General features: G+C 69.2%; 23 protein-coding genes, 1 tRNA gene and 1 pseudogene. 11 read left to right on the top strand and 14 right to left on the bottom strand.

Translation table 11 applies throughout. The annotated features are described in order from the left end of the window. Nucleotides 1–17: 17 nt before the first annotated feature. Nucleotides 18–105: transfer RNA gene (locus tag HLA95_RS18350), tRNA-Ser, on the top strand. A gap of 308 nt (nt 106–413) precedes the next feature. On the opposite strand, the gene HLA95_RS18345 is transcribed toward HLA95_RS18350, so the two are convergent. After that, nucleotides 414–1,184, bottom strand: a complete 771-nt coding sequence (locus HLA95_RS18345) for an SDR family oxidoreductase (RefSeq protein ID WP_191058301.1) — start codon at nt 1,182–1,184, stop codon at nt 414–416. 443 nt (nt 1,185–1,627) lie between these two features. On the opposite strand from HLA95_RS18345, the pseudogene HLA95_RS18340 reads away from it, so the two are divergent. The 3 genes and pseudogenes from HLA95_RS18340 to HLA95_RS28365 all read left to right on the top strand — a co-directional run. Next, a pseudogene (locus HLA95_RS18340) lies at nt 1,628–2,454 on the top strand (LLM class flavin-dependent oxidoreductase); the annotation flags it as partial. A 21-nt stretch (nt 2,455–2,475) separates the two neighbouring features. Continuing rightward, nucleotides 2,476–2,958, top strand: a complete 483-nt coding sequence (locus HLA95_RS18335; protein WP_191058302.1) for a cupin domain-containing protein — start codon at nt 2,476–2,478, stop codon at nt 2,956–2,958. A 486-nt stretch (nt 2,959–3,444) separates the two neighbouring features. Then, nucleotides 3,445–4,212: an LLM class flavin-dependent oxidoreductase gene (locus HLA95_RS28365; RefSeq protein ID WP_255513123.1), complete on the top strand. Its 768-nt coding sequence runs from the start codon at nt 3,445–3,447 to the stop codon at nt 4,210–4,212. Here the strand turns inward: HLA95_RS28365 and HLA95_RS18325 are convergent. Next, nucleotides 4,184–4,927 (bottom strand): sulfite exporter TauE/SafE family protein, encoded by a 744-nt coding sequence (locus HLA95_RS18325; RefSeq protein ID WP_191058303.1) that lies wholly within the window; start codon nt 4,925–4,927, stop codon nt 4,184–4,186. The genes HLA95_RS28365 and HLA95_RS18325 overlap by 29 nt on opposite strands. Nucleotides 4,928–5,138: 211 nt before the next feature. Here HLA95_RS18325 and HLA95_RS18320 point away from each other — a divergent pair, with 211 nt between their 5' ends. Beyond that, on the top strand, nt 5,139–6,383 hold the full coding sequence (locus HLA95_RS18320) for an MFS transporter (RefSeq protein WP_191058304.1): 1,245 nt from the start codon (nt 5,139–5,141) through the stop codon (nt 6,381–6,383). Nucleotides 6,384–6,436: 53 nt separating this feature from the next. Here the strand turns inward: HLA95_RS18320 and HLA95_RS18315 are convergent, their stop codons facing one another. Beyond that, nucleotides 6,437–8,137: a BCCT family transporter gene (locus HLA95_RS18315; protein ID WP_191058305.1), complete on the bottom strand. Its 1,701-nt coding sequence runs from the start codon at nt 8,135–8,137 to the stop codon at nt 6,437–6,439. Nucleotides 8,138–8,382: 245 nt separating this feature from the next. Between HLA95_RS18315 and HLA95_RS18310 the strand changes: the two genes are divergently transcribed. After that, entirely contained in the window at nt 8,383–9,036 is a 654-nt protein-coding gene (locus HLA95_RS18310; RefSeq protein ID WP_191058306.1) for a hypothetical protein, read from the top strand. 1,016 nt (nt 9,037–10,052) lie between these two features. On the opposite strand, the gene HLA95_RS18305 is transcribed toward HLA95_RS18310, so the two are convergent. Both HLA95_RS18305 and HLA95_RS18300 read right to left on the bottom strand, forming a co-directional pair. After that, the gene (locus HLA95_RS18305) at nt 10,053–11,009 is read right to left on the bottom strand and encodes an alpha/beta hydrolase (protein WP_222184094.1); all 957 of its coding nucleotides are present in this window, start codon (nt 11,007–11,009) and stop codon (nt 10,053–10,055) included. Further along, entirely contained in the window at nt 11,006–11,869 is an 864-nt protein-coding gene (locus HLA95_RS18300; protein ID WP_222184092.1) for a hypothetical protein, read from the bottom strand. Before HLA95_RS18300 ends, HLA95_RS18305 begins: the two co-directional genes overlap by 4 nt. 378 nt (nt 11,870–12,247) lie before the next feature. On the opposite strand from HLA95_RS18300, the gene HLA95_RS18295 reads away from it, so the two are divergent. Both HLA95_RS18295 and HLA95_RS18290 read left to right on the top strand, forming a co-directional pair. Then, on the top strand, nt 12,248–13,168 hold the full coding sequence (locus HLA95_RS18295; RefSeq protein ID WP_222184091.1) for a PfkB family carbohydrate kinase: 921 nt from the start codon (nt 12,248–12,250) through the stop codon (nt 13,166–13,168). Beyond that, nucleotides 13,165–14,526 (top strand): glutathione S-transferase family protein, encoded by a 1,362-nt coding sequence (locus HLA95_RS18290; protein ID WP_222184089.1) that lies wholly within the window; start codon nt 13,165–13,167, stop codon nt 14,524–14,526. The genes HLA95_RS18295 and HLA95_RS18290 overlap by 4 nt, the downstream gene beginning before the upstream one ends. A 47-nt stretch (nt 14,527–14,573) precedes the next feature. On the opposite strand, the gene HLA95_RS18285 is transcribed toward HLA95_RS18290, so the two are convergent. The 3 genes from HLA95_RS18285 to HLA95_RS18275 form a co-directional block, all read right to left on the bottom strand. After that, the gene (locus tag HLA95_RS18285) at nt 14,574–15,473 is read right to left on the bottom strand and encodes a carbohydrate ABC transporter permease (protein ID WP_191059559.1); all 900 of its coding nucleotides are present in this window, start codon (nt 15,471–15,473) and stop codon (nt 14,574–14,576) included. Further along, nucleotides 15,466–16,416, bottom strand: a complete 951-nt coding sequence (locus tag HLA95_RS18280) for a carbohydrate ABC transporter permease (RefSeq protein WP_191059558.1) — start codon at nt 16,414–16,416, stop codon at nt 15,466–15,468. The genes HLA95_RS18285 and HLA95_RS18280 overlap by 8 nt, the downstream gene beginning before the upstream one ends. 73 nt (nt 16,417–16,489) lie before the next feature. After that, a complete protein-coding gene (locus HLA95_RS18275) occupies nt 16,490–17,782 on the bottom strand; it encodes an ABC transporter substrate-binding protein (protein ID WP_223861499.1) in 1,293 nt (430 codons plus the stop codon). A 196-nt stretch (nt 17,783–17,978) separates the two neighbouring features. Here HLA95_RS18275 and denD point away from each other — a divergent pair, with 196 nt between their 5' ends. Continuing rightward, the gene (denD, locus tag HLA95_RS18270; RefSeq protein WP_191059556.1) at nt 17,979–18,953 is read left to right on the top strand and encodes a D-erythronate dehydrogenase; all 975 of its coding nucleotides are present in this window, start codon (nt 17,979–17,981) and stop codon (nt 18,951–18,953) included. Between the two features lie 41 nt (nt 18,954–18,994). On the opposite strand, the gene arsH is transcribed toward denD, so the two are convergent. The 5 genes from arsH to HLA95_RS18245 all read right to left on the bottom strand — a co-directional run bounded on the left by arsH (nt 18,995) and on the right by HLA95_RS18245 (nt 22,934). Then, entirely contained in the window at nt 18,995–19,705 is a 711-nt protein-coding gene (gene arsH, locus HLA95_RS18265) for an arsenical resistance protein ArsH (RefSeq protein ID WP_191059560.1), read from the bottom strand. A gap of 2 nt (nt 19,706–19,707) precedes the next feature. Further along, the gene (gene arsB, locus HLA95_RS18260) at nt 19,708–20,787 is read right to left on the bottom strand and encodes an ACR3 family arsenite efflux transporter (RefSeq protein ID WP_191059555.1); all 1,080 of its coding nucleotides are present in this window, start codon (nt 20,785–20,787) and stop codon (nt 19,708–19,710) included. Nucleotides 20,788–20,807: 20 nt separating this feature from the next. After that, nucleotides 20,808–21,230, bottom strand: coding sequence for an arsenate reductase (glutaredoxin) (arsC, locus tag HLA95_RS18255; RefSeq protein WP_191059554.1), 423 nt, complete (start codon nt 21,228–21,230; stop codon nt 20,808–20,810). Next, nucleotides 21,227–21,580, bottom strand: a complete 354-nt coding sequence (locus tag HLA95_RS18250; protein WP_191059553.1) for an ArsR/SmtB family transcription factor — start codon at nt 21,578–21,580, stop codon at nt 21,227–21,229. Before HLA95_RS18250 ends, arsC begins: the two co-directional genes overlap by 4 nt. Before the next feature lie 91 nt (nt 21,581–21,671). Beyond that, nucleotides 21,672–22,934: an MgtC/SapB family protein gene (locus tag HLA95_RS18245; RefSeq protein WP_222184087.1), complete on the bottom strand. Its 1,263-nt coding sequence runs from the start codon at nt 22,932–22,934 to the stop codon at nt 21,672–21,674. A 483-nt stretch (nt 22,935–23,417) separates the two neighbouring features. Between HLA95_RS18245 and HLA95_RS18240 the strand changes: the two genes are divergently transcribed. Beyond that, the gene (locus tag HLA95_RS18240) at nt 23,418–23,825 is read left to right on the top strand and encodes a hypothetical protein (protein ID WP_191059687.1); all 408 of its coding nucleotides are present in this window, start codon (nt 23,418–23,420) and stop codon (nt 23,823–23,825) included. 211 nt (nt 23,826–24,036) lie between these two features. On the opposite strand, the gene HLA95_RS18235 is transcribed toward HLA95_RS18240, so the two are convergent. Then, a complete protein-coding gene (locus HLA95_RS18235; RefSeq protein WP_191059686.1) occupies nt 24,037–25,035 on the bottom strand; it encodes a 4-hydroxyproline epimerase in 999 nt (332 codons plus the stop codon). Nucleotides 25,036–25,128: 93 nt separating this feature from the next. Here HLA95_RS18235 and lysM point away from each other — a divergent pair, with 93 nt between their 5' ends. Further along, on the top strand, nt 25,129–25,575 hold the full coding sequence (gene lysM, locus HLA95_RS18230) for a peptidoglycan-binding protein LysM (RefSeq protein ID WP_191059685.1): 447 nt from the start codon (nt 25,129–25,131) through the stop codon (nt 25,573–25,575). The last annotated feature ends 7 nt before the right edge of the window (nt 25,576–25,582 follow it).

Here is a 25,582-nt window from a genome sequence, read left to right as displayed (position 1 = left end):
GCGCGTCGCTGCGGCAGGGAAGCGTGGCCGAGTGGTTGAAGGCAGCGGTCTTGAAAACCGCCAAAGGGCAACCTTTCGTGGGTTCGAATCCCACCGCTTCCGCCACTCCTTGCGGCCAACGTGTTGAAAAGCATTAGTTTGTTTCGCTCGTTGACGCAGAGCCCCTACACTGGCCCTCACACGCAGAACCGCCCCAGGTAGCCATTCCGGGGGCGGCTGGACGGTGTCGAGGCTGATCAGGTCGTCTGCGACATCCAGTAGAACTGACCCTCACCACAACTGGCATCCAAGGCCTCTCGAAAGCCCACCTCGACCCAGGTCGGCATCGAGCCGTCCAGGACGAGCTGACGGCCGATCCCTCTCGGCTGTTGCCCATGCCGTTCCACCGATTGGGGCACGGCGAGTTCGAGAACTCAGACGCCTCCCGACACGCGCACCACCGTTGCCGTCAGGTAGGACGCCTCGTCCGACAGCAGCCACAGCACCGCATGGGCGATCTCCTGCGGCTGGGCGATCCGCCCCATGGGCACGCGCGAGGCGACGCGCGCGGGCCGATCGGGATCGCCGCCGGCAGCATGAATGTCGGTGAAGGCGGTGCCGGGTGCCACGGCGTTGACGCGGATGCCCGAGGAAGCGACTTCCTTGCCGAGACCGACCGTCAGGGCATCCACCGCGGCCTTGGTGGCCGCGTAGTGAACATACTCGCCGGGTGCGCCGAGGGTGGCGGCGATCGACGAGATGTTGACGAGGCGCCCGGCGATCCCGGCCGCCTGCCACCGCCGCACGGCCTCCTGCGCCACCAGCATCGTGCCGAGCAGGTTCACGTCGATCGTGCGGCGGAGCACCTCCAGCGGCAGGGTCGCGAAGTTGCCGATCCGGCCGGTGATGCCCGCATTGTTGACCACGGCCGTGGGCGGCCCGAGCATGGCCGTAGCCTCGTCGAAGAGCACGGCGGCGAAGCCAGGATCGGCGACATCACCTCGAACGGCGTGGACGCGCGCGCCGCTCGTGCGAAGCTCCTCCAGCAATGCCTGCGCAGCGGCCGCATCCTCACGATAGCTGAAGCAGACGGCATAACCGCGAGCTGCCGCAGCCCGCACGATCGCCGCGCCGATGCCACGACTGCCCCCGGTTACTGCCAGGACATCGTCAACATGGTTCTGCTCGTTTCCGGTGTTGGACAACAGGTCGTCTCCCTGCCGAAAGTGGCTTTGCCGGAATAGCTATGGCGCAGTTCGCATCTGCCCGAACCCACCGAAGGACGTGAGGTTCTGATACGCCCGCGTAGGCAGCCGCGCGCCACCAATTCTTCCCTGAATAATAGCTTTTATAGTTTTCACGCCGGAGCCGGAGCCGGAGCGCGGCAAGCCGGGGCTGCATGAAGGTGCATGCCGCTGCGTGCCGACGACGGAAGCCATGATGACCAGGCAGATCCGCTTCAACGCCTTCGCCATGAACTGCGTCGGCCACCAGTCGCCGGGCCTGTGGGGCAAGCTGCTGGAAGTTAACTAGGAGGACGGCCCGGTCGTCCGGGGCCGGGAAAACCGCGTCTTCACCCACCCGGAGAAGGTCCATGAGATCGGGCACCAGGGCCGCTTCTTCCAGGTGCCGGGCTACCATCTGTGCGAGCCCTCCCCGCAGCGCACGCCCGTGCTCTACCAAGCGGCTGAGCGGCGGCCGTGCTGCAATCCACGTGATCTCGGGCGGCGACGATGCCGACCAGCAGAAGGACGGCGACTATCTTTCCCATGCCGAGCGCTACGCGCGCACCGACGAATATGTCGACATCCTGAAGCGGATCTGGACCGCCGATCGCCCGGTCGACCACGAGGGCCGCTACTACCGGTTCAAGGGCGCGTTCTCCGACGTGAAGCCTGTCCAGCAGCCGCACATCCCGATCTATTTCGGCGGCTCCTCCGACGCGGCGACCGAGGTCGCCGGGCGCCATGCCGACATCTATGCGCTTTGGGGCGAGACACTGGCCCAGGTGGAGGAAACGGTCGCAAAAGTGCGTGCGGCCGCTGCCCCGCATGGCCAAAGCCCGAGATTCAGCCTGTCGATCCGGCCGATCCTGGCGGCCACGGAGGCGGCGGCCTGGGCAAAGGCGGAGGCGATCTTGGCCGAGACCAAGCGGGTGCGCGGTCAGGCGATGCTGGGCGCCGCCCCCGATCCGGCCAACGCGGCCCGCAGCGCCTCCTGGAGGCGGCAGCCCAGGGCACGGTGGTCGACCAGCGCTTGTGGACCGCGATCGCCGCCGCGACCGGCGCGCGCGGCAACACCACCGCCTTGGTCGGCACCCATGAGCAGGTCGCAGAATCGCTGCTCGCCTATTACGATCTGGGCGTGACCACCTTCCTGATCCGCGGCTTCGATCCCTTGGAGGATGCCGAGCAGTATGGCCGCGAGCTTTTGCCGATCGTGCGGGCGGAAGTGGCCAGGCGGACCAGGCGATAAACGGTAGGGCCGGAGGAAACGATGAGCGACGAGACCAGGATCGACTGGCGCGAGCACGGCGTGCGGGTGGTGCCGGGCAGCAGCCTGGACACCAACACCCCGCAGACGCCCGGCATGAACCGTGCCGCCGCGATCAACTTCGCCCGGGTGGGCGCCCAGAAGATCTGGGCCGGCACCGTCACCATCCATCCCCATGCCAAGACCGGCGCCCATCACCATGGCGAGCTGGAAAGCGTGATCTACGTGCTGCGCGGCAAGGCCCGGATGCGCTGGGGAAACAACCTCGAGTTCACCGCCGAGGCGGGACCCGGCGACTTCATCTACGTGCCGCCCTTCGTGCCGCACCAGGAGATCAACGCCAGCGACAGCGAGCCCCTGGAATGCGTGCTGGTGCGCAGCGACCAGGAGGCGGTGGTGGTCAACCTGGACATCCCGACCGTCGAGCAGCCCGAGACCGTCCATTGGGTCGACCCGATCCACAAGGCGCCCGGCACCACCGGATGAACCGGAAGGCCGGCACCTCGGTGCCGGCAACCTCCCCACCAACCTGGCGTGCCGCCAACCCGGCACGATACCGCGTGATCGGGATGCCGTGAGCCGCGAGATCCGCCTCAACGCCTTAGATGAACTGCATCGGCCACCAGTCGCCGGGCCTTTGGCGTCATCCGGACGACCGCTCGCCGACTACCATGCGCTGGAATACGGGCCCGATCTCGCCCAGATCCTGAAGCGCGGCCGGTTCGACGGCCTGTTCTTGGCCGACGTGCTGGACACCTACAACGTCTATGGCAGCAATGCCGATGCCGCCCTGCACAACGCCGTCCAGGTGTCGGTGAACGACCCGCTCATGCCGATCTCGGCCATGGGGGCGGTCACCCGACACCTTGGCTTCGGAGTGACCGCGACCCTGCCCTACGAGCCGCCCTTCACCTTCGCCCGGCGCATGTCGACGCTCGACCACCTGACCCGGGCTGGATCGGCTGGAACATCGTGCCTAGCTATCTGGACAGCGCCGCCAAGGGCCAGGGCAGGGAACGCCAGACCGCGCATGACGACTGCTACGACCTGGCCGAGGAGTACACGGAGGTCGTCTACCGGCTCTGGGAAGGCTCCTGGGAGGACAATGCCATCCTGCGCGACAAGTCCCGCGGCATCTTCGCCGATCCCGCTAAGGTCCATAAGGTCAGCTTCGAGGGCCGGCACTACCCGGGTGGACGCCATCCATCTGTGCGAGCCCTCGCCGCAGCGCACGCCGGTGCTCTACCAAGCCGGCTCCTCGACCAGGGGCCGGGCGTTCGCCGCACACCAGGCCGAATGCTGTTCGTGTCCGGCCCCTCGGCAGGCGTGATCGCCAAGCGGGTGGAAAGCATCCGGGCCCGGCCTGCCGAGGCCGGACGCAACTCGGCCGCGATCCGGATCTTCAGCCTCGTGCCCCTGATCCCGGGCGAGACCGACGCGGAGGCCAGCGCCAAATTCGCCGACTACCGCCGCTTCGTCAGCGACGAGGCTGCCCTGGTCCTGTTCTCCGGCTGGACCGAGATCGACCTTGCCCGGTTGCGCACGGACGAGGTGGTCGAGCATGTCCGCACCGAGGCCGGCCATTCGGCGCTGGAAAACATCACCGTGGCCGATCCGGCAAAGCGCTGGACGGTAGGCGAGGTAGCCCGCTGGGGCGGGATCGGCCCCGTCCGTCGCGCGCGTCGGGCGGCTCTACCCTCGTTCCCGGAGGTCACGCCCACACGAAGCTGTACAGGCTGATGGCGGCCTGGGCCGACACTACGCTGGCGACCAGGCCCAGGGCCAGCTTCTGCGGCATGATCCGGATCAGCCAGCCGGTCAGCGGTGCCGCGAGCGCGCCGCCGATCACCAGCCCCAGCACGATCCGGCCATACTCGGCCAGGTCGAGATGCAGCATGAACGTTGCCGAGATCGCCACCGTGACGAAGAACTCGGCGCAGTTGGCCGACCCGATCGAGCGCCGCGGCTCCCCGCCCGTGGCCATCAGCGACGACGCCACGATCGGCCCCCAGCCGCCGCCCCCGATCGCGTCGAGAAAGCCGCCCCCGGCACCCAGGACCTGCGGCGGCGGCCTGAAGCCCTGGTGCACCCGTCCGCGCACCCGGTCGATGATCAGCAGCGCCATGCCGGCCAGGTAGAAGGCGACGAAGGCCTTCACGATGTCGGCCGGCAGGCCGGTGAGCAGGTAGGCACCCACCACACCCCCCGCCACGCCGGTGACGACCAGCTTGAGGAACAGGCGCTTGTCGACGTTGCGGTGCCAGACATGGGAGCCGCCCGAGATCCCGGTGGTCACGATTTCCGCCGCATGGACCGAGGCGCTCGCCATCGCGGGCGGCAGGCCGAACGCGATCAGGCTGGACGAGCAGAGCACGCCGAACGCCATGCCGAGCGCGCCATCGACCATCTGGGCGAAGAAGCCGATGGCCACGAACATCAGGATGTCGATGTCCATCGCTGCCTCCGCGAGGTCCGGACGGGTCGCTGATCCGGACGCGCAACGCCAGCAGGGGGCGGACGTTCCGCCCGCGGCCGCACCACGGCCAGGGGCGGGATGTCACAGGCAGGGCTCAGGCCCGGTCCCGTCGCATGGCCCCCTGGCAGCGCGGCGCGATGCTGTCCGCACCGTCAGTTGACAGGGCATCCCGCCCGCGCAAAGAGGCGCCATGCTCCAGCGTGCCCCCCTCATTACCCCTGTCCTGTTAGCCGGCAGCCTGGTGGTGCTGGTGGGCTTCGCCATCCGCGCCTCGTTCGGCGTGTTCCAGTTGCCGATCGCGACCGAGTTCCACTGGCCCCGCGCCGAGTTCTCGCTCGCCATCGCGATCCAGAACCTGGCCTGGGGTTTCGGCCAGCCGCTGTTCGGCGCGCTGGCCGAGAAGATCGGCGACCGCAAGGCGATCGTCCTGGGGGCGCTCGCCTATGCGCTGGGCCTGGTCCTCTCGGCCGGCGCCACCCTGCCGATCCAGCACCAGCTCTACGAGGTGCTGGTGGGGCTGGGTGTGGCCGGCACCGGGTTCGGCGTGGTGCTGGCCGTGGTGGGCCGGGCCTCGTCGGCCGAGAACCGCTCCATGTCGCTCGCCATCGTCACCGCCGCCGGCTCCGCCGGCCAGGTGCTGGGCCCGCCGCTGGCCGAGGGCCTGCTGGCAGCGATGCCCTGGCAGCACGTGTTCCTGGTATTCGCGGCGATGATCCTGGCGGTGCTGGTGGTGCTCCCCTGGATGCGCACCCCTGCCCCCGCCTCCAGGGCGGAGCTGCAGGAAAGCATGGGCAGCGTGGTGCTGGGTGCCCTGCGCGACCCGAGCTTCGCCATGATCTTCCTGGGCTTCTTCTCCTGCGGCTACCAGCTCGCCTTCATCACCGCCCATTTCCCGGCCTTCGTGGCCGAGAGCTGCGGGCCGATCATGCTCGGCAGCGTGCTGCACGCCATGGGGGTCACCACCACCAACGCGCTGGGGGCGGTCGCGATCTCCATCATCGGCCTCGGCAACATCGCAGGCACGCTGCTGGCAGGCTGGGCCGGCAAGCACTTCACCAAGAAATACCTGCTGGCCGGGATCTATGCCGGCCGCACCCTGATCGCCGCCTGGTTCATCCTGACCCCGATGACCCCCGCCACCGTGCTGATCTTCTCTGCGGTGATGGGCAGCATGTGGCTCGCCACCGTCCCCCTCACCTCCGGCCTGGTCGCCCATCTCTACGGGCTGCGCTACATGGGCACGCTCTACGGCATCGTGTTCCTGAGCCACCAGCTCGGCAGCTTCATGGGCGTCTGGCTGGGCGGCCGGCTCTACGACGCCTATGGCAGCTACGACACCGTCTGGTGGGTGGGCGTCGGCGTCGGCGCCTTCAGCGCCCTCGTCCACCTGCCGATCCGCGAGACCGAAAGCCCCCTGGCGGCCGCCGCACGCTGAGCCGGCAGGCCGGCCGCTCTGTCCGGCTGCACCCGTCCGCCTGCGCTGCTGTCTCACCCGTCCGGGCGAGCTTGCGTTGCCGGCCCGGATCGGCGGGGCTCGTTCATCAGGCCCCGCAGGATGGCATAGCACGCGCCGAGCAGGACGAGCGCGAACGGAAAGCCCGTGGAGACGGCCATCGCCTGCAACCCGGCCAGCCCGCCACCCAGCAGCAGCGCGATCGCCACCATCCCACCAAAGGTAGCCCAGAAGACGCGCTGGGGCGTGGGCGCGTTGATCTTGCCGCCGGCCGCGATCGTGTCGATCACCAGCGAGCCTGAGTCCGACGAGGTGACGAAGAACACCACCACGAGCACGATGCCCACCAGCGAGCTCAGGAAGGTCAGCGGGAGCCGGGTCAGCATGGCGAAGAGCTGCAGCTCCAGCGGAGCCTCCTGCGCGCCGGTGAAGCCACCGTTCAGCACCTGGCTGATGGCGGTGCCGCCCATGGCCGTCATCCAGAGGACGGACAGCATGGTCGGGACGAGCAGCACCGCCACGAGGAACTGCCGCACCGTGCGCCCCCGCGATATCCGGGCGATGAACATGCCCACGAACGGCGACCAGCTGATCCACCAGGCCCAGTAGAAGGCCGTCCAGCCATGCCGGAAATTGTCGTCGTCCCGCCCGAACGGGTTGGCGAGCGCCGGCAGGTACGCGGCATAGGCCACGATATTGGTGGCGAATCTGGTCAGGATGTCGAGCGTGGGGCCGGCCAGGATGACGAACAGCAGCAGGAGTGCCGCCAGGCTTAGGTTCAGCTCGGACAGGCGCTTCACCCCGGCGTCCAGCCCGGCCATCACCGATCCGAGCGCGATCGCGGTGATCACGATGATCAGGACGACGAGCGCCGCGTTCGAGGTCGGGAAGCCGAAGAGGAAGCTCAGGCCAGCAGCGATCTGCTGTGCGCCGATCCCCAGCGAGGTGGCCAGGCCGAAGATCGTGGCGAGGATCGCCACGATGTCGATCACGTGCCCCGGCCAGCCCCAGATCCTTTCGCCCAGGATGGGATAGAAGCAGGACCGCAGCGTGAGCGGCAGGCCCTTGTTGAACGAGAAGAGCGCCAGTGCCAGCGCTACCACGGCGTAGATGGCCCAGGGGTGCAGGCCCCAATGGAAGATCGTCGCCGCCATGCCGAGCCGCCGGGCGGCCACCGGGTCCCCCTCCGCACCCCCGAGCGGGGCCCAGTCGGTGCGGACCCCGGCCGCATCGGTCGTCACCCCCCCGAAGGCCGCGCTGAAATGGCCCAAAGGCTCGGAAACCCCGTAGAACATCAGCCCGATGCCCATGCCGGCGGCAAACAGCATGGCGAACCATGACACGTAGCTGTAGTCCGGCGTGGCCTGCGGCCCGCCCAGCCGCACGCTGCCCAGCGGCGTGACGATCAGGGCCAAGCAGAGCAGGACGAAGATGTTGCCGGCCAGCAGGAAGAACCAGTCGAGCGTTGCGGTCAGCCAGTCGCGCAGGCCGACGAACAGCGGCTCGACCTCGTTCTGGAACGCCATCGTCAGGAAGGTGAAGGCGACGATCGCGAGCGCCGAGACGGCGAAGACGACCTGGTGGATGTCGAACGACAGCAACCCGCTCCGGGCGATGTTGTGCTGCCCGATCTCGTACGAGGTCTCGATGATCTCGGTCCGGCCCTCGGGCTCGCGGATCGGTTCTGCGCCTGAAGTGCTGGCCGCGCCGTCGGCCCCATCGGTTGGCTGTGCCATGGGTCAGGTCCTTTGGTCCTCAACCGGGAAGCCGGCTGGATGTTCCCCGCCGGCATTGACCGGGGCGCGTCTCGAACGATCTCATGACACGGCGCCTGCGCCAGGAGGCCGATGAGCAGGGATGTGGTCGCCCGCCTTTCCGAGGCACCACGCACTCCTTGGAACTGCCACCGGACCGGTCTGCCCCGGGCGCTGGAGCCCTGCCATCCTCCCGTCCGGCAAGATCGACGAGCACCCGGGGACTCATGCTGAACTGGTTGAGCGAGCACAGCGAGGCGGTGAATGTCGTCCTCAATCTCGCCATGCTGCTCGTCTGGATCGCCTACCTTCAGGTCTTCGTCTCGAGCTACCGTCGCCAGCGGCAGGCCAATATCCTGATCAGCGTCGGCGGCGGATCGGGCCTCGATGCCCGCTGCCTAGTCAGCAACCTGAGCCAGGGCGCCATCTATATCCGGAGCCTCCTCCTCGACCTGACCACGGCGGAGGGCGCCTCCAGCCATTCCGTCACCGAGATCGAGGACCTCGAGGAGTGGCAGGGGCCCACCGATCTGAACCTGTGGACACGCCAGGGCCCGCTCGACCCCGGGTGCATCCGGGACATGGGCACGTTCCGCGCCATGCTGCACCATGCCATCCGGGCGGGGCGGCCCCCTGAGGAACAGGCCGCCATCCCGGCCATCGACGCGATCGAAGCGATCCGCGTGACCGTCATCGCCCATTATGGACCCGAAGACCTGCTGGTTGCAGCCGAACAGAGCTACACGCTCCATCGCCGGGATGGCTCGACCTGGCTCAGCCCGCAGGCGGTCACCCCCCGCCAGATCCGCTCCCGTGGCGAGCGCAAGCGGCTCAGAGCCCGGCTGGAGCAGGAGGTCAACGAGGACAGGCGGACGATGTAGCTCCAATGGACGAGGAGGGCCGGAAGAAGGCCTCGTGATCATCGGCGCACCGCTCGTACCGGACCGTCAGGCGGCGGAAGCAGCTGAACCGGAACAGGGTGCGCGCCACGACCCGGCGATGCCGGCCCGAGCGCTCGCTGCTGTTCACCCCGGGCCGGGCGATCCGAGGCTGGATCCGGCGCCGGCGCCGAGCCTCGCGGCAGCGTGGCACGTCACCAGCCTCGTCCGCGTGAAGCCTGGCCGGACGCTGCCGAAGGTCACCCGCGCCGTTGCCGGACCGGCGGCACGGCATCGATCGGATCCTCGAACACGCGGCTGTCATAGCCGTTGGCGGCCCAGCCGGACGGCGGAACGCGCCCCCCTGACCATTGCTGATGACGCGGCGCTCCCTGGCGGGCCTCCGCCCGTGGGGTCCGGGCCGTTACGCCACCACCGTACCACCACATCGCGGATCAAGCAGGAGGTCCCCAGGGCCGCCCTGAACTCACCGAGCGTAATGTCGAGCGTGCGATCCACAAGTTGCAGGATCAGCGCTGCATGCGCCTCGATCCGCGACGAGCGTCGGTCGCCACCCAGTGCCCCGGGCAGGATCGAACCCGTCTCGCGTAGCCGGGCACACCAGCGGATGGCACTCGACGCACTGCCCCCCACAGCGTGCCGCGGCCGTATCGGCACGACGCGCCTGCCGATACGGCCCGCACCACCCGCTCGCGAAGATCGACCGACAGCGCCTTCGACATTCCTCTGCCAGTCTCCCTACCGGCCAGCAGCTCGAATCACATCCTCAGCCCTTTGATAATCCCACCGCCTCAGTCCGATCGGAAACCGCTCCAGGGAATCCCTGCTCGCACTGCGGGAGCGATCTCGGGCCGCGCGGAGTGCCAGGATCGGACCAGGAATTGCTGTATCCACAGGGGCGCATGCACCTGGACGGCGCAAGTGCCCACCATCGCCGGGAGGTGCCGGGCGAACTCGGTGACGGGGCGAGCGCCCGGTCCCCCGGTTGCCTCCACGGGTCATGCCCATGGCCGGCTGCCGTCGGCCGAGCTCAGGCGCCTCGCGGCCGCCACCAGGCGAGCAAAGGCGGCACCGGCCGGGGCGGCGACGTGGCGGGCGCGCAGCCAGGCATGGGGCAGTCCCGCTTCCACCACCGCGTCGGCCGCGACCCCGGCAGCACGCAGGCGCGTGGCATAGGCGAGCATGTCGGAGGCCAGCGGATCGTACTCGGCGGCGGTGAGGAAGGTGGGCGGCAGGCCGGCGGGGTCGGCGGCCTCGCCTGGATGGAGGCGGAGATCGTGGCGGTCAGCGGGCTCGGTGGGGCGGCCCAGATAGAGCTGGAGGTAGCGGCGCATGTCGGCGGCGGACAGGCCAGGCGCGTCGGCCATCGCCGTGCGCGAGGGCAGCGTGTCGTCGGCGCATAGGGCCGGATAGACCAGCAATTGCCCCGCCGGCATGGCCAGGCCCTGGTCCCGGCAGGCCTGGCTCACTGCGGCGGCGAGGTTGCCGCCGGCGCTGTCGCCGCCGAGCAGCAGCCGGTCAGGTGCGATGCCCAGTTCGGCGGCAGCAGCCCGCACCGCCCGATAGGCTGCCAGCGCATCGTCGAAGGCGGCCGGGAACGGGTGCTCGGGCGCCAGCCGGTAGTCCACCGCCACCGCGACGCAGCCGGCCGCATCCGCCAGGTCCGCCACCACGCTGTCATGGCTGTCGAGGTCGCCCACCACCCAGCCGCCGCCATGGAACCACAGGATGCCGCCACCCAGCGGCCGCGCCGGCCGGTAGACCCGGCATGGCCGGTCGCCGAAGCGGCGATCCTCCGTCACCAGGCCCGGCGGGTGCGGCCTGCCGAAATGCCGCCAGGCCCGGGCATAGGCCCGGCGCTGCTCGTCGATCCCGGCGCCGGGCGGCAGCGAAGCCAGCCGCTCGCCCTCCCGGAGCCAGGCCTCGATCGCCGGATCCAGCCGGTAGCGGGTCATGTGCAGGTGCTGTCCGCCAGCCCGGCCTCCTGGGCAAACGCCCGGGTCTGCAGCCACCAGTCCGCCGCCGGGTCCCATTTCAGGCGCGCGCGCTTGCCGTCCGGCGTGGTCCGCTCCGGCGCGATCGTGCCCCACAGCACCGCACCGTCGCAGCCGCTGTCCTTCACCTTGTCCAGCTGCTGCAGCCAGAAATCGCCTTCGATCAGGGCCAGCTCCAGCTTGCGGTTGTGGTCGTGATATTGCGGCCAGAGGAACGGATACATCGGCTTGCCGATCGCATGGCCCGCCTCGAGCATGCCGTCGGCCATCCGCATCCAGCCGTCGCGGTCCTTGTAGTAGGCGTAGAGGGTCGGATAGAGGTCGTCGACCGCATCGGCGAGCTTCTGCCACTGCTGGACCTTCTGCCGGTAGACGACCAGCCGCCCTTCCCGGCCGGGCTGGAAGGCCCAGTAGTCGCGCACCGGCACCATCGAGTAGTAGCCCAGCCGGACCTTCGGCATGAGCTTGCGCATGTGCTCGATGATCTGGACGAACTTGTCGACTTCGTCGCCTTCCCAGTGCTCGATGTCCAGGACGATCCGGTCGTGCCCCTCGCCCAGGAGCTTGGGCACCAGCTTCGTCTCGACATGGTCCAGGTCCGGCTCGTCCCAGTTGCGGCTCGGCCAGAACTCGTAGGCATAGACGACCCGGATCGGCGTCAGCCCGCAGGCCACGAGATTGTCCGGCTTGCCGACGAAGCGCATGGCGTCGAACAGCCGGAACTTCGCCTCGGCCCGGGCCGGTGCCGCCGCCAGCAGCGGGGGCAGCGCGCCCGCGGCGGCAAGGCCGGTGGCACCAGCGACGAAGCGGCGTCGGTCCAATAGAATCGTCCTTCTCCCCCAAACTCAGTCCTTGCCGGCCCACGGAGCCGCACACGCGGAACGGCCCCGGCCGGCACGGTCCAACTGCCGGCGGCACCCTTTCCTGGCAACCGGGTGCGGCGATTGGCCGGCCCAGCCCTCGCCCAGCCGCCCGCCGGCCCCGCCGTCACGCATCATTCTCTAGCATCATCCGGTTAACCGGAAATGAATGCCGGGCAAATCTTCGTATCGGAGAACATGCCCCGGCCCATGGCATCTGGCGGGCGGATGCCCCCGCATGGCATGGCTGGACAGGCCGCGCGCTTGGCGGCATCACCGGCGCTGCATCGATCGGATCTGGGGATCGATCGGGCAAGGCGCGGGCGGAGGCATGCGGCCATGATCATCATTCCCGGCTCGATCAACGCCGACCTGCTGTTCCCGGTGCAGACGCTGCCGGCACCGGGCGAGACCGTGCTCTGCCCGTCCTACACCATGGCGCCCGGCGGCAAGGGCGCGAACCAGGCGGCCGCCGCGGCCAAGGCCGGGGCGGAGGTCCGCTTCATCGGCCATGTCGGCGACGACGCCTATGGGCCGGTGGTCCGCCAGCTCCTGGCCGATGCCGGGGTCGAGGTGGCGGGCTTGGCCGTGTCGCCCAGGCCCACGGCGGTTGCGGTGATCGGGGTGGACGCGCACGGCGAGAACCAGATCATCGTCGCATCCGGCGCCAATCTCGACACCCATGCCGGCCAGGTGCCGGACGAGCTGCTCGGGCCCGGCACCACGCTGCTCTGCCAGAACGAGATCCGCACGGAGGAGAGCTTCCGGGCCTTGCTGCGCGGCAGGGCCAGACGTGCCCGGACCATCTTGAACCTGGCACCGGCCACGTCACTGCCGGGCGAGGTCCTGGATGCGCTGGACCTGCTGGTGGTGAACGAACTGGAGGCCCGCACCGCCGCCCGCGCCGGTGCGGGCGACGGCGATGCCCGAGCCCTGGCGGAACGGCTGGTGGCAGGGCGCGATCTCGCCGTGGTGGTGACGCTGGGTGCCAAGGGTGCGATCGCCTTGCAGGCTGGCAAGCTGCTGAAGGTCGGTGCCCTGCCGGTCGATCCGGTCGACACCACCGGTGCGGGCGACGCCTTCACCGGCGTGCTGGCCGCCTGCCTGGACCGTGGCCTCGGCCTGGAGCTGGCGCTGCACCGTGCCGCGGTGGGCGCCGCGCTCGCCTGCGAGCGCCTGGGAGCCCAGAGCGCCCAGCCGACGCTGGCCGAGATCGAGGCGCGGGCCGGCCAGTTGCCCATGCCCGAAAGCCTCGGATGATGGCCACGGGGGCGGCCGCCGGCACGAAAGGGGCTGCACCCTCGCTCATGCTGGGCAGCCGGCAGGCCGGCTCGCCGGCACTCCCGGTCTGGCTGGTGCTGCGCCAGCTGGGCATCCCCTTCGAGGAGGCGCCGTTCCGGCCGGTGCCGGTGGCCGGCCGGCTGCCGTTCGCGGTCGAGCCGCCCCCGGACCAGGTGCCCCTGCTCCATGCGGGCCGGCTGCTGGTCTGGGGCGCCTTGCCGATCCTGGAACATCTGGCCGAGCGCCATGCCGGGGTCTGGCCGGCTGATCGGGCCGCCCGTGCGGCAGCTCGGGCAGTCGCGGCCGAGGCGGCGGATGGCTTCCCGCAGCTGCAGGCACTGGCAGCGGGCGAGGCGGCCGGCCTGCTGCCGCAGCCGCGCGCGATCGGGAGGCTCACCGGGGAACTGCGCCGTCTCCAGCGCCTGGTCGACCGGCACCGGCACCTGGCTGCTGCCGGCGGGCCATTCCTGTTCGGGACGTTCAGCGGTGCCGATGCGATGCTGGCCCCATTGCTGGGCCGCGTGCTCCGCCAGGCCTTGGCCGCCGACCCGGTCGCCACCGGCTATTTCCGGGCCCTGACAGCCCTGCCGGCCTGCCAGGCATGGCTGGCAGAAGCCCTCCAGCCGGCAGAGGCAGCCGCACCGCCGACCATGCCCACTCACCTGATCGCCCCGGAAGCGGCCGAGCAGGCGCAGGAGCAGACCGAACCGCAGCCCGACCCGCCGGTCGAGGAGCCGCCGGTGCCCACACCTCCGGTGGAGGAACCTCCGCCGGCCGAGGCACCCTCCTCCCCGCCGCCACCACCACCGCCGCCGCCCCGGCTGGAGGATGTCGACCGGCCGCCCATCACCTATCTGGAGGACCCGCCAGCGCTCCGCTGGCGGCGGCTGCCGTTCCTGGAGCGGATCGTCCCGCCGCCGGCGGCCCCCTCCCTGCCGCCGCTGCCGACGCGGGCATCCGCCCCCGCTGCCGCAGCGCCGCCGGTGCCGCCGCCCGCGGCGGCACCGGCCGAGCCGGTCGTGCCGGCACGACCGGTCCACCAGCCGCGCGCACCCGTCCTGCCGCCGGCAGAGCCCCCGCCCGCGGAGCCGGCCCGGCCGGAGCGGGCCGTGCCTGCGGCGGAGGGCGAGGATCCGCTCCTGTTCCGCCTGCGCCGGCCGGGCACGGTGGGCGAATCCGGCAGCCGGCCCGTGAACCGGTTCGCCCGGGCACTCGGCACCGGGCGCCAGCGCGACCCGCAGGCCCAGCCCCCGGACGACCCGAACGAGCCGCCGGGCGGCGGGGGCCGCCCCGCGGCGATCAAGCCGATCGGCTTCTCGACACAACGACGGCGCTGATCAGGACGCCGCCGAATGGCCCGACGCAATGACGCCGGGCCGCCCGGTCATTCCTTCACCGCCCCGGTCAGGCTCGACACGTAATAGTCGACGAAGAAGGAGTAGATCAGCGCTACCGGGATCGAGCCCAGGAGCGCGCCCGCCATCAGCGAGCCCCAGTGATAGACGTCGCCTTCCACCAGCTGGGTCAGCACCGCCACCGGCACGGTCTTCTTCTCCGAGCTCTGGATGAAGGCCAGCGCGTAGATGAACTCGTTCCAGGACAGGGTGAAGGCGAAGATCCCGGCCGAGATCAGCCCCGGCACCGCCAGCGGCAGCGTCACCTTCCACATGATCTGCAGCCGGGTGGCGCCGTCGATCAGCGCGCACTCCTCCAGCTCATAGGGGATCGACTTGAAGTAGCCGATGAGCAGCCAGGTGCAGAACGGCACCAGGAAGGTCGGGTAGGTCAGGATCAGCGCCAGCGGGCTGTCGTACAGGCCCATCTTGAAGATCATCGTCGCCAGCGGGATGAACAGGATCGAGGGCGGCACGAGATAGGCCAGATAGATGGCGAGCCCGACCCACTGGCTGCCCTTGAAGCGCAGCCGCTGCACGGCATAGGCCGCCAGTACCGAGACGAACAAGGACAGCACCGTGCTGCACACCGCCACCACCATGGTGGTCCACAGCCACTGCGGATAGTCGGTCTGGAACAGGAGGCGGTTGATGTGCTCCAGCGTCGGCGAAGAGACCCAGAACGGGCTGTAGTCGTTGAAGTTGTAGAGCTCCGCGTTCGGTTTGAACGCGGTGATCACCATCCAGTAGAACGGGAACAGCAGGGTCAGCAGGAACAGGATGAGCGGGACATAGACCACCATCATCCGGCGGGGGAGCGAGTCCCAATTGATCACCCCGGTGCGCTCGGTGGTGATCACCGGTGCCTTCTCGGCGGCGGCCTCAGTCATCGCTGCCTCCCTGCTGCCACTTGCGCCGCGCCAGCGCGACATAGGAGAAGATGGTGGATGCCACCAGGAACGGGATCATCGCGACCGCGATGGCCGCACCCTCGCCTAAGTAGCCGCCCGGGATCGCGCGCTGGAAGGCCAGCGTCGCCATCAGATGGGTGGCGTTGTTGGGCCCGCCGCGGGTGATCGCATAGACCAGCTGGAAGTCGGTGAAGGTGAACAGCACCGAGAAGGTCAGGACGACCGCCAGGATCGGCATCAGCATCGGCACGGTGACGTGGACGAACCGCTCCCAGGCGGTGGCCCCGTCGATCATCGCGGCCTCGTAGAGCGAGGGCGAGATGGTCTGCAGGCCCGCCAGCAGCGAGATCGCCACGAACGGGATGCCGCGCCAGACATTGGCCGCGATCAGCGACAGCCGCGCGTTCCAGGGCTCGCCCAGGAAGTCGATATTGGTGTCGATGATGCCCATGCCCTTGAGCACATAGGAGATGATCGAGAACTGCGGGTCGTAGATCCACCAGAACGCGATCGCCGAGAGCACGGTCGGCACGATCCAGGGCAGCAGCACGATCGCGCGGATCAGGCTCTTGAACGGCAGGTGGTGGTTGAGCAGCAGCGCCAGCCACAGGCCCAGCGCGAACTTCAGGATGGTCGCCAGGACCGTGTAGACGATCGTGTTGAAGACCGAGAGCCAGAAGACCGAGTCTTCGAACAGGTAGGTGTAGTTCTCGAGCCCGATCCAGATGCCGTCACGGCCGATCCGGGTGTCGGTGAACCCCAGCCAGATGCCCAGGCCCAGGGGATAGCTCAGGAAGGTGAGGAGCAGGGCTGCCACGGGCAGCATGAACAGGATGGCAAGCACGCGACGGTCGTCGAGCTTGCGCGACAGCCAGGACTGTTCCGGGCGGCGTCCGTCCCAGACAGTGGCAGCGCTGGCCATGGTTCCTCCCAGGGAATTGCGCATCGTGCGGTGGCCGGGCCGCCGAGGGCGGGCCCGGCCATCCGGTCAAGGCTCAGCGATAATAGCGCTCGGCGCGGCGGGTCGCTTCCGCAATCGCATCGTCGGGCGAGGCAGCGCCGCTGACCACGGAGGAAACCATGGTCACCACGATATAGTCGGCGAGCGTGCCGGCACTCGCATAGCCGAGCGGCCCCTTGTACCCGTAGGGCAGCGATTCGGTCATGATCTTCTGGTACGGCGTGTGCTTGGGGTCTGCCGTCCAGATCGGGTTGCCGTCATAGGCGTTGAGCGAGTGCGCCCAGTAGCCGATGCTGGCCTCCTGCCAGGGCCCGTACTGCTCCTTCTCCATCATGAAGCGCAGATATTCCTTGGCGGCGTTCGGGTACTTGGTGTGCCCGAAGATCATGCCGCTCACGGTCAGCGCCGTCTCGGTCGGCCGGCCGACCGGGCCGATCGGCATGGCGGCATGGCCGATATCCTCGGCCAGCGCCTTGACGTTCGGGTCGTCCGAGGTCTTGGCGGCGTAATAGACCGAGATGCCGTTGGCGACGACCGAGACCTCGCCGGCCAGGAACGCCTTGTTGTTGGACGGGTCCAGCCAGGACAGGGTGCCCGGGATGAAGGTCTTGTAGAGCTCGGTGCCATAGGCCAGGGCCGCGCGGGTCTCCGGCGAATCCAGCGTCACCTTGCCGTTCTCGTCGACCACCGAGGCGCCGTGCGCCCAGAGCATCCAGTGGCAGAACGTGTTGGCGTCGCCCTCGGCCTGGCCCAGCGTGAAGCCGACCGGATGGCCGATGCCCTGCAGCGCCTTGGCCAGCTCCAGGAAGCCCGCCGTGTCCTTCGGGAACTCGGAGAACCCGGCCTCCTTCATCCAGGAGTCGCGGTAGACCATCTTGCCACCGGAAGCACCCACCGGGATGCAGATCCAGTTGCCGTCCGGGCCCTTGCCCATGGTCTCGGCGAGCGGCGCCCAGCCGCCGTACTTCTTGCCGAGATAGTCGGCGAGATCGGTCAGATCGAGGATCTTCTCCGGGTACTGGTGCGGGTCGTCGTTCCAGGCCAGCACGATGTCCGGCCCGGTGCCGACATTGGCGGCGACGGCGGTCTTCGGCCGCAGATCCTGCCAGCTTTCCTGGTCGACCCGGACGGCGACCCCGGTCTGGTCGGTGAACTTCTTGGAGTTGGCCAGGAACAGTTCCTCGTCACCGGCCACGAACTTGGCGGGGCGCAGGACGCGCAGCTCCGCACCACTCTCGATCTCGTAGCCGGGTGCCGGCACGTCGGCCGCCACGACCTCGGCCCGGGCACCCCGGCCGAGCAGCGTCCCGCCGGCCACGCCGGCCATCAGTCCTCCGGACATCAGTCCCAAGGTGGATCGACGGTTGAACGACCGCATCCTGTTCGCCTCCCTGCAGGCATTAATCATCTTTGTTACCCGACCTGTCATGCGGAACCCCAAGGGATCGGTCAAGGCGCGATGGTCACGGGATCGGTTGCGGGCTAGGAGATCGCCAGCGAAGGCGCGGCAGGGAGAATTGGGGATGCGCGTTCTGGTCACGGGCGGGGCCGGCTTCATCGGCAGGAAGCTGATCGCCCGCCTCCTGAAGGACGGCCGGGTCTGCGGCGAGAAGATCGAGCGGATCACCTGCTTCGACGTGGTGGCCCCGCAGGGCCTGCCCGCGGACGACCGGCTCGAGGTGATCACCGGCGACCTGTCCGCTTCCACCCAGGTGGGCATCCTCATGGGCAACCAGCCCGGCATCGTCTGGCACCTGGCCTCCGCCGTCAGCGGCGAATGCGAGCAGGACTTCGACCTGGGCTATCGGGTCAACCTGACCGGCACGCTCAACGTGCTGGACGCCGCCCGCCGGGCCGGCCATGTGCCGAAGCTGATCTTCACCTCCTCGGTCGCGGCCTTCGGCGGCCCGCTGCCCGACCCGATCCCGGACGCGCAGATCCTCACCCCCCAGACCTCGTACGGCGCGCAGAAGGCCGCCTGCGAGCTGCTGGTCGCCGACTATTCACGCAAGGGCATGATCGACGGCCGCTCGCTGCGCCTGCCCACCATCGTGGTCCGCCCCGGCCGGCCGAACGCCGCCGCCTCCAGCTTCGCCAGCTCGATCGTGCGCGAGCCGCTGGCCGGCGAGAGCGTGGTCTGCCCGGTGGCCCCGGAAGCCAGGATGTACAGCCTGTCGCCGCGCAAGGTGATCGACGCCCTGGTCCACGCCGCCACCATCCCGTCCGAGGAGATCGGCCAGGTCCGCTCCCTCACCCTGCCGGGCCTCACCTACACCCAGGCCGAGATGATGGCGGCCCTGGAGCGCGTCACCTCCAGGCAGGTCGTCGATCGCGTCACCTGGACCCCCGACCCGTTCATCCAGAAGATCGTCGCCGGCTGGCCCACCACCTTCGCGCCTACCCGCGCGGAGCAGCTGGGCTTCCAGCGCGACAGCAGCCTGGAGGAGATCATCCAGGCGCATATCGACGACGAGCTCGGCGGCAGCTGGGCGAAGTAGAGCCCGTTGTCCTGCCGGCGGATGCCCCGCCGGCAGGCGGCTCACATCGCTTCGGGAAGCCTGAAGCGCTCCTTGCGCTCGCTGTACCGGTCGGTGAGCTGGTCGACATGGGAGCGGGTGAGCAGGGTGAAGCGCACCAGTTCCTCCATCACGTCGACGATCCGGTCATAATAGGGCGACGGCCGCATCCGCCCCTGCTCGTCGAACTCCTGATAGGCCTTGGCGACGCTGGACTGGTTGGGGATGGTGAACATCCGCATCCAGCGCCCGAGCAGCCGCAGCGTGTTGACCGCGTTGAAGCTCTGCGAGCCGCCCGAGACCTGCATGACCGCCAGCGTACGCCCCTGGGTCGGGCGGATCCCCCCGATCGCCAGCGGCAGGTGGTCGATCTGGGCCTTGATCAGCCCGGTGATCTGGCCGTGGCGCTCCGGGCTGCACCAGACCTGCCCTTCGGACCAGATCGCGTGCTCGCGCAGTTCCTGCACGGCCGGGTGGACCTCGCCCTGCACCTGGTCGGGAAAAGGCAGGTCGGACGGGTCGAAGATCCGGGTCTCCGCGCCGAAGAAGCGCAGGAGCCGCGCGGCCTCCTCGACCGCGAGGCGCGAGAAGGAACGCGGGCGCAGCGAGCCGTAGAGCAGCAGGATGCGCGGCGGGTGCCCGTCGCTGGCAAGACCGGTGCCCGGGCGCTGAAGGGCACAGGCCATGTCCAGGGCCGGCAGATGGTCGGGGTCGGGAAGGTCGCGCAGGCGCATGGTCATGCCTTGATGGCCGCATGGACGGCACGGTCTCGGGGGAAGAAGCGCTGGCCCAGGCGGAGCGCTACATGCACCAGCAGGATCAGCACCGGCACCTCGACCAGCGGGCCGATCACCGCGGCAAACGCCACCGGCGAGGCCAGGCCGAAGGCGGCGATGGCCACCGCGATGGCCAGCTCGAAATTGTTGCCGGCGGCGGTGAACGCGATTGCGGTGGTGCGCGGGTAGTCCGCCTCGATCAGCCGGCCCATGGCGAAGCTGATCACGAACTGGATCAGGAAGTAGAGCGAGAGCGGGATGGCGATCCGCAGCGCGTCGAGCGGCAGCCGGACCAGGTCGCCGCCCTTCAGGCTGAACATCGCGACGATGGTGAACAGCAGTGCTGCCAGCGTGACCGGCCCGATCCGCGGCAGGAATTCCCGCTCGTACCAGCCCTGTCCCTTCCGGGCGACCAGGATGCGCCGGGTCAGAAAGCCCGCCAGGAACGGGATGCCCAGATAGATCAGCACTGCCTCGGCGATCGTCCAGAAGCCGACATCGATCACGCTGCCCTCCAGCCCGAACAGAGGCGGCAGGACGGTGAGGAAGATCCAGGCATAGATGCTGAAGAACAGGATCTGGAAGATCGAGTTGAACGCCACCAGCCCGGCCACATACTGGTTGTCGCCGCGCGCCAGCTGGTTCCAGACCAGCACCATCGCGATGCAGCGGGCCAGGCCGATCAGGATCAGGCCGGTCATGTATTCGGGCTGGTCGCGCAGGAAGATCACCGCCAGCACGAACATCAGCACCGGCCCGATCAGCCAGTTCTGGACCAGGGACAGGGCCAGCACCCGCTTGTCGGCGAACACCTGGTGCAGCTCCTCGTAGCGCACCTTCGCCAGCGGCGGGTACATCATCAGGATCAGGCCGATCGCGATCGGGATGTTGGTGGTGCCCACCGACAGCCGGTCGAGGGCCGCCGGCAGCCCGTCGAACAGGGTGCCGAGCAGGACGCCCAGCGCCATCGCGGCGAAGATCCAGACGGTCAGGTAGCGGTCGAGAAAGGACAGCCGGGAGGCCGGCGCTGGCGAAGCCATGGGATGTTCCTGGCAGGAGATCAGACGAGGCGGCGGCCGTCGGCGGCGACGACCTGCTGGCCATCTTCCCTGGTGAACGCGCCCTGCTGCGGGTTCGGCAGGATGTCGAGCACGGTCTCGGACGGCCGGCAGAGCTTCACGCCCAGCGGGGTGACCACGATCGGCCGGTTGATCAGGATGGGATGTTCCAGCATCGCGTCGACGAGTTGCTCGTCGGTGAGGGAGGGATCGCCCAGGCCCAGCTCGGCAAAAGGCGTGCCCTTCTCGCGCAGGAGGTCGCGCACGCCGATGCCCATGCGGTCGATCAGGCTCACCAGTTCGTCCCGGTCGGGCGGGGTCTTCAGATACTCGATGACCACCGGCTCCTCGCCGCTGTTGCGGATCAGGCCGAGCGTGTTGCGGGACGTGCCGCAGGCCGGGTTGTGATAGATGGTGACGGTCATGAGGATCTCGGCTGAGGCGGGCAGCAGGGCAGCAGCTCGGTGAGCAGCGGCCCGCACAGTTCGGGGCTTCCGGCGCAGCAGTCCTTGACGAGGTAGAGGGTCAGCGCCCGCAGCCCGTCCAGCCCGGCCCGGTAGATGACCGACCGCCCCTGGCGCTCCGATCTGGCCAGCCCCGCCCGGGCGAGGATCGCCAGATGCGCCGACATCGTGTTCTGCGGCACGCCCAGCAGGCGCGCGATCTCGCCGGCCGGCAGGCCATCCGGCTCGTGCTTCACCAGCAGGCGGAAGGTTTCCAGCCTGGTGGCCTGGGCCAGGGCCGCCAGGGCCTCGACGACGGCAGGTGCATCCATATATCCAGATTTAACGATATGATCGTCGGCCGTCAATCGGCCTGCCCTCAGGGTGCGGCCGAACCAAGGATGAGCGGGACCGCCTCGCCGTTCAGCCCTGGGCCAGCAGGAACGCACCGGCCCCGGCAGCGATCGCGACCGCGCTCCCGCCGGTCACCAGCACCGCCAGCCGTGGTGAGCCGAGCGCACCCGCCATGACGCACTTGACGGCCGTGTTCACCGCGACGGCGATGGCAATCGCCCCCGCGGCCACTTCCAGCGAGATGCCGCTGCCGGCCATCCGCGCCATCGACAGGGTCAGGGCGTCCACATCGGCGAGGCCGGAAACGGCGGCCAGGACGTAGAGACCGGTATCGCCGAACCGGTCGCCCACGAGCTTGGCCAGCAGCATGACGACTGCGATGATCGCCGCCATCTTCAGGGCGACCCCGAGCTCCAGCGGGTTGGTCAGCGTCAGCTCCGGCCCCTCGCCCTCCCCGCCGGTACGGCGCAGCAGCAGAAAGCCGCCGCCCGCCAGGAACACCAGGATCGCCGTGCCGAGTGGCCAGGCCAGCGGCAGCACCAGCGCCGGGTTCAGCGCAAAGGTGACCACCAGCACCCGGCCGACCATTACGGCACTCGCCAGCAGGATGCCGCCGGCCAGCACGCCCGCTCCCTCCGCCCTCCCCTTGGCCATCCGCGCCAGGGTGAGCGTCACCGCCGTGGACGAGGCGAGTGCCCCGGCCACGGCCAGCAGCACGATCCCGGCCCGCGCGCCGATGATCCGCACCGCGACATAGCCGACGAAGGACAGGGCCGCGATGATGATCGCCAGCAGCCAGATCTCGGCCGGGTTGAGCGCGTCCCAGGGATCGACCGGGCGGTCCGGCAGGAGCGGCAGGAGCAGGAAGCTCATCGCCAGCAGCACCAGCCCGGCGCGGATCTCCGGCCAGGTCAGCCGCCGCAGCCAGGCATGGAGTGGCTGCTTGAGCGCCAGCAGGGCGGCGACCGCCACGGCCGCCGCGACCGCGACCCGGACCTCGCCCAGCACCGCATAGGCGCCGAGCGCGAAGGTGAGGATGCCCGCGACCACGCCGGTGGCGCTGAAATCCTGGTCGGCCTGCGCCTCCAGCCAGTGGAACGCGGCAAAGGCCAGGCTGAAGGCCAGGAGGCCGGCTGCCAGCACCAGCGCCCCGGCGAGCGGCACCAGGGCCGCACAGATGCCGCCCAGTAGGCCGCTCAGCGCGAAGGTGCGAAAGCCCGCGGCACGCTCGCCCTCCCCCTCGTCCCGCGCCCGCCAGCCGCGCTCCAGCCCGATGAGCAGGCCGATGCCCAGTGCCACCGCCAGCCGATGGAGAAGTTCGTCCGAGAACATGGCCCGCCCCAGTATTCGGCGGGACGGACCGGTCGTGCGGCTCGTCCCCCGGCCAGGGCAAGCATGGCTGCCGCAAGCTGGCTAGCCGGTCCCGGCCCCGACCCTATCGAAGAACCGGCTGGCGAAGCAGCGCAGCGACGCGCACAGGGCCATGCCGCAGATCTCCGTCAGGGACAGCCGGCACGCAGAAGCCGGCATCAGGCGATCATGCGCGGTCCCGCAACCGCCGCCGGCAAGTAACCGCCGGCCGCACATGAACGAACGTCATCATGACGGCGACCTGGACGTCCGCATCCTCCACCCCGGGGCAGCATGACCGGCACGTCACAACCTGCTGATTTCTTCGTGCATGCCGCAACTGCTCCTGGCGCGGCCCACGGCCCGCTCGTAGAAGCCGCGCATACTTTATCCATACGACAGGTGCCCCATGTCCCGGCCCGCCCTTCATCGTCATGCCCATTCATTTCATTTCGGATATTCATCATGGCATCGAAATGGCGCCGAATCGGAGCCTGGCCCGAGAACGTCCTGATCCAGGCCCAGCAGGACGAGCGCGACGGCAAGTTCCAGGCCCTGGTCGGCCAGCGGATCCTGGTCGGGTACACCTTCAAGGACCGTGACGGCAACGTGCAGGATCACGCCCAGTACACGGGCTGGATCGTGGCGGCCTCGCCCGACGCGATCGAGATCGAGGACGACGTGACCGGCGATGTGTTCAGCATCCCGGCCATCCTGGACAATCTCACCGTACCGGCGCCTGGCCGGTACCGGCTGAAGAAGTCCGGGCGCATCGTGATCGACCCGGATCTCTACACGACCTTCGACATCTATCCGGCCCCGGAAGACTACGAGACCGGGGAGGACGAGGAGGAGTTCGGGATGCAGGCCTGAATCCCGGTCGGGCCGACGGCGCCCTGCGGCGTCGCCGGTACCTCGCAGCCGATCGGCGATTTCCGGACATGCCGGAGCCTGGTCATGCTATCATCGCCGGCCAGATCTTCAGGCCAGGCTTTGGCCCCAAGCGAAGGCGGCGATTCGCTTTTTGCACAAACGAACCCGAGCGGCCAATTTTCTTCAGCTAACTCAGTGACTTAACTAGCCCTCAGACCAGTGAGAACCCGCGCCAGAACGGGTCACGGTCGTCCACGATGATGGTGTTGTAGCCGGTGGTGCGCGCCCAGCCGGCGATCGACGGGATGATCGCCGGGATGCCGGCCAGCTCGGTCGCCGCCTCCACCCTGCCCTCGAACAGCGAGCCGATGATGCTCTCGTGGACGAAAGCGTCACCGACCTTCAGCCGCCCCTTGGCAACCAGCTGCGCCATGCGCGCCGAGGTGCCGGTGCCGCACGGGCTGCGGTCGATCGCCTTGTCGCCATAGAACACGGCGTTGCGGGCATGCGCCCCCTTCTGGGTCGCCTTGCCGGTCCACTGGATGTGGCTGACCCCCCGGATGGTCGGGTCGAGCGGATGGACCGGCTCGACCAGGGCCTGCAGGCGGCGGCGCAGCTCCGGCGAGAGGCGCTGGATCTGCCCGGCCGAGAGCTCGGCCATGTCCCGGAAGCTCGGCTGCGGCTCCACGATCGCGTAGAAATTGCCGCCATAGGCGATGTCGACCACCAGCTCGCCCAGTTCCGGGCACTCCACCCGCACCTCGCTCATGGCGAGATAGGAGGGCACGTTGGTGAGCCTGACCTTCTCGACGAACCGCCCGTCCCGCTCGTACTCGGCCACCACCCGCCCGGCCGGCACGTCCAGCAGCAGCCGGCCCTTGGCCTTCGGCACGACATGGCCCTGCTCGATCGCCATGGTGACCGTGCCGATCGTGCCGTGCCCGCACATCGGCAGGCAGCCCGAGGTCTCGATGAACAGGATGCCGACATCGCCGTCGGGCGTGGTCGGCGGATAGAGGATCGAGCCGGACATGACGTCGTGGCCGCGCGGCTCGAACATGAGCGAGGTCCGCACCCAGTCCCAGTGCCGCAGGAAGTCCTGGCGCTTCTCGGACATGGTCGCACCCTGGAGGTCCGGCCCGCCGCCGGCCACCAGCCGCACCGGGTTGCCGCAGGTATGGCCGTCCACGCAGAAGAAGGTGCGGTTCAAGCTCGGCTCCTCATGCTGGGCACCGTTGTCGCCAGCGGCACCGCGGTCCCCGGCCGCCGTTCCTCCTTCAATCGCAAATCAAGGAGATGCGCCATGGGCCTCATCGATTTCGTCAAGGCGGCCGGCCGCTCGCTGGGCATCGGCACCGCCGATGCGGCGCCCACCGCCGACGAGCTCAAGAAGGAGGCAGCGAGCCATGGGCTGGACGTCTCGGGCGTGGACGTCGCGGTGGACGGCGACAAGGTGACGGTGAAGGGCGGGGCCAAGTCCCAGGAGGAGAAGGAGAAGATCATCCTGGCCATGGGCAACGTCGCGGGCGTGGCCAAGGTCGAGGACCAGATCGCTCCCGCCGTGGCAGCAGAGGCGGAGGGCGCCAGCTTCTACACGGTCGAGAAGGGCGACACGCTCTCGGCCATCGCCAAGGCCCAGTATGGCGATGCCAGCAAGTACCCGGCCATCTTCGAGGCCAACAAGCCGATGCTGAAGCACCCGGACAAGATCTATCCGGGCCAGGTCCTGCGCATCCCCAGGCAGGGCTGAATCGAAA

The organism is Geminicoccus harenae (assembly GCF_019800005.1).
Taxonomy (GTDB): domain Bacteria; phylum Pseudomonadota; class Alphaproteobacteria; order Geminicoccales; family Geminicoccaceae; genus Geminicoccus; species Geminicoccus harenae.
This window is presented reverse-complemented; position numbering and strand designations above follow the sequence as displayed.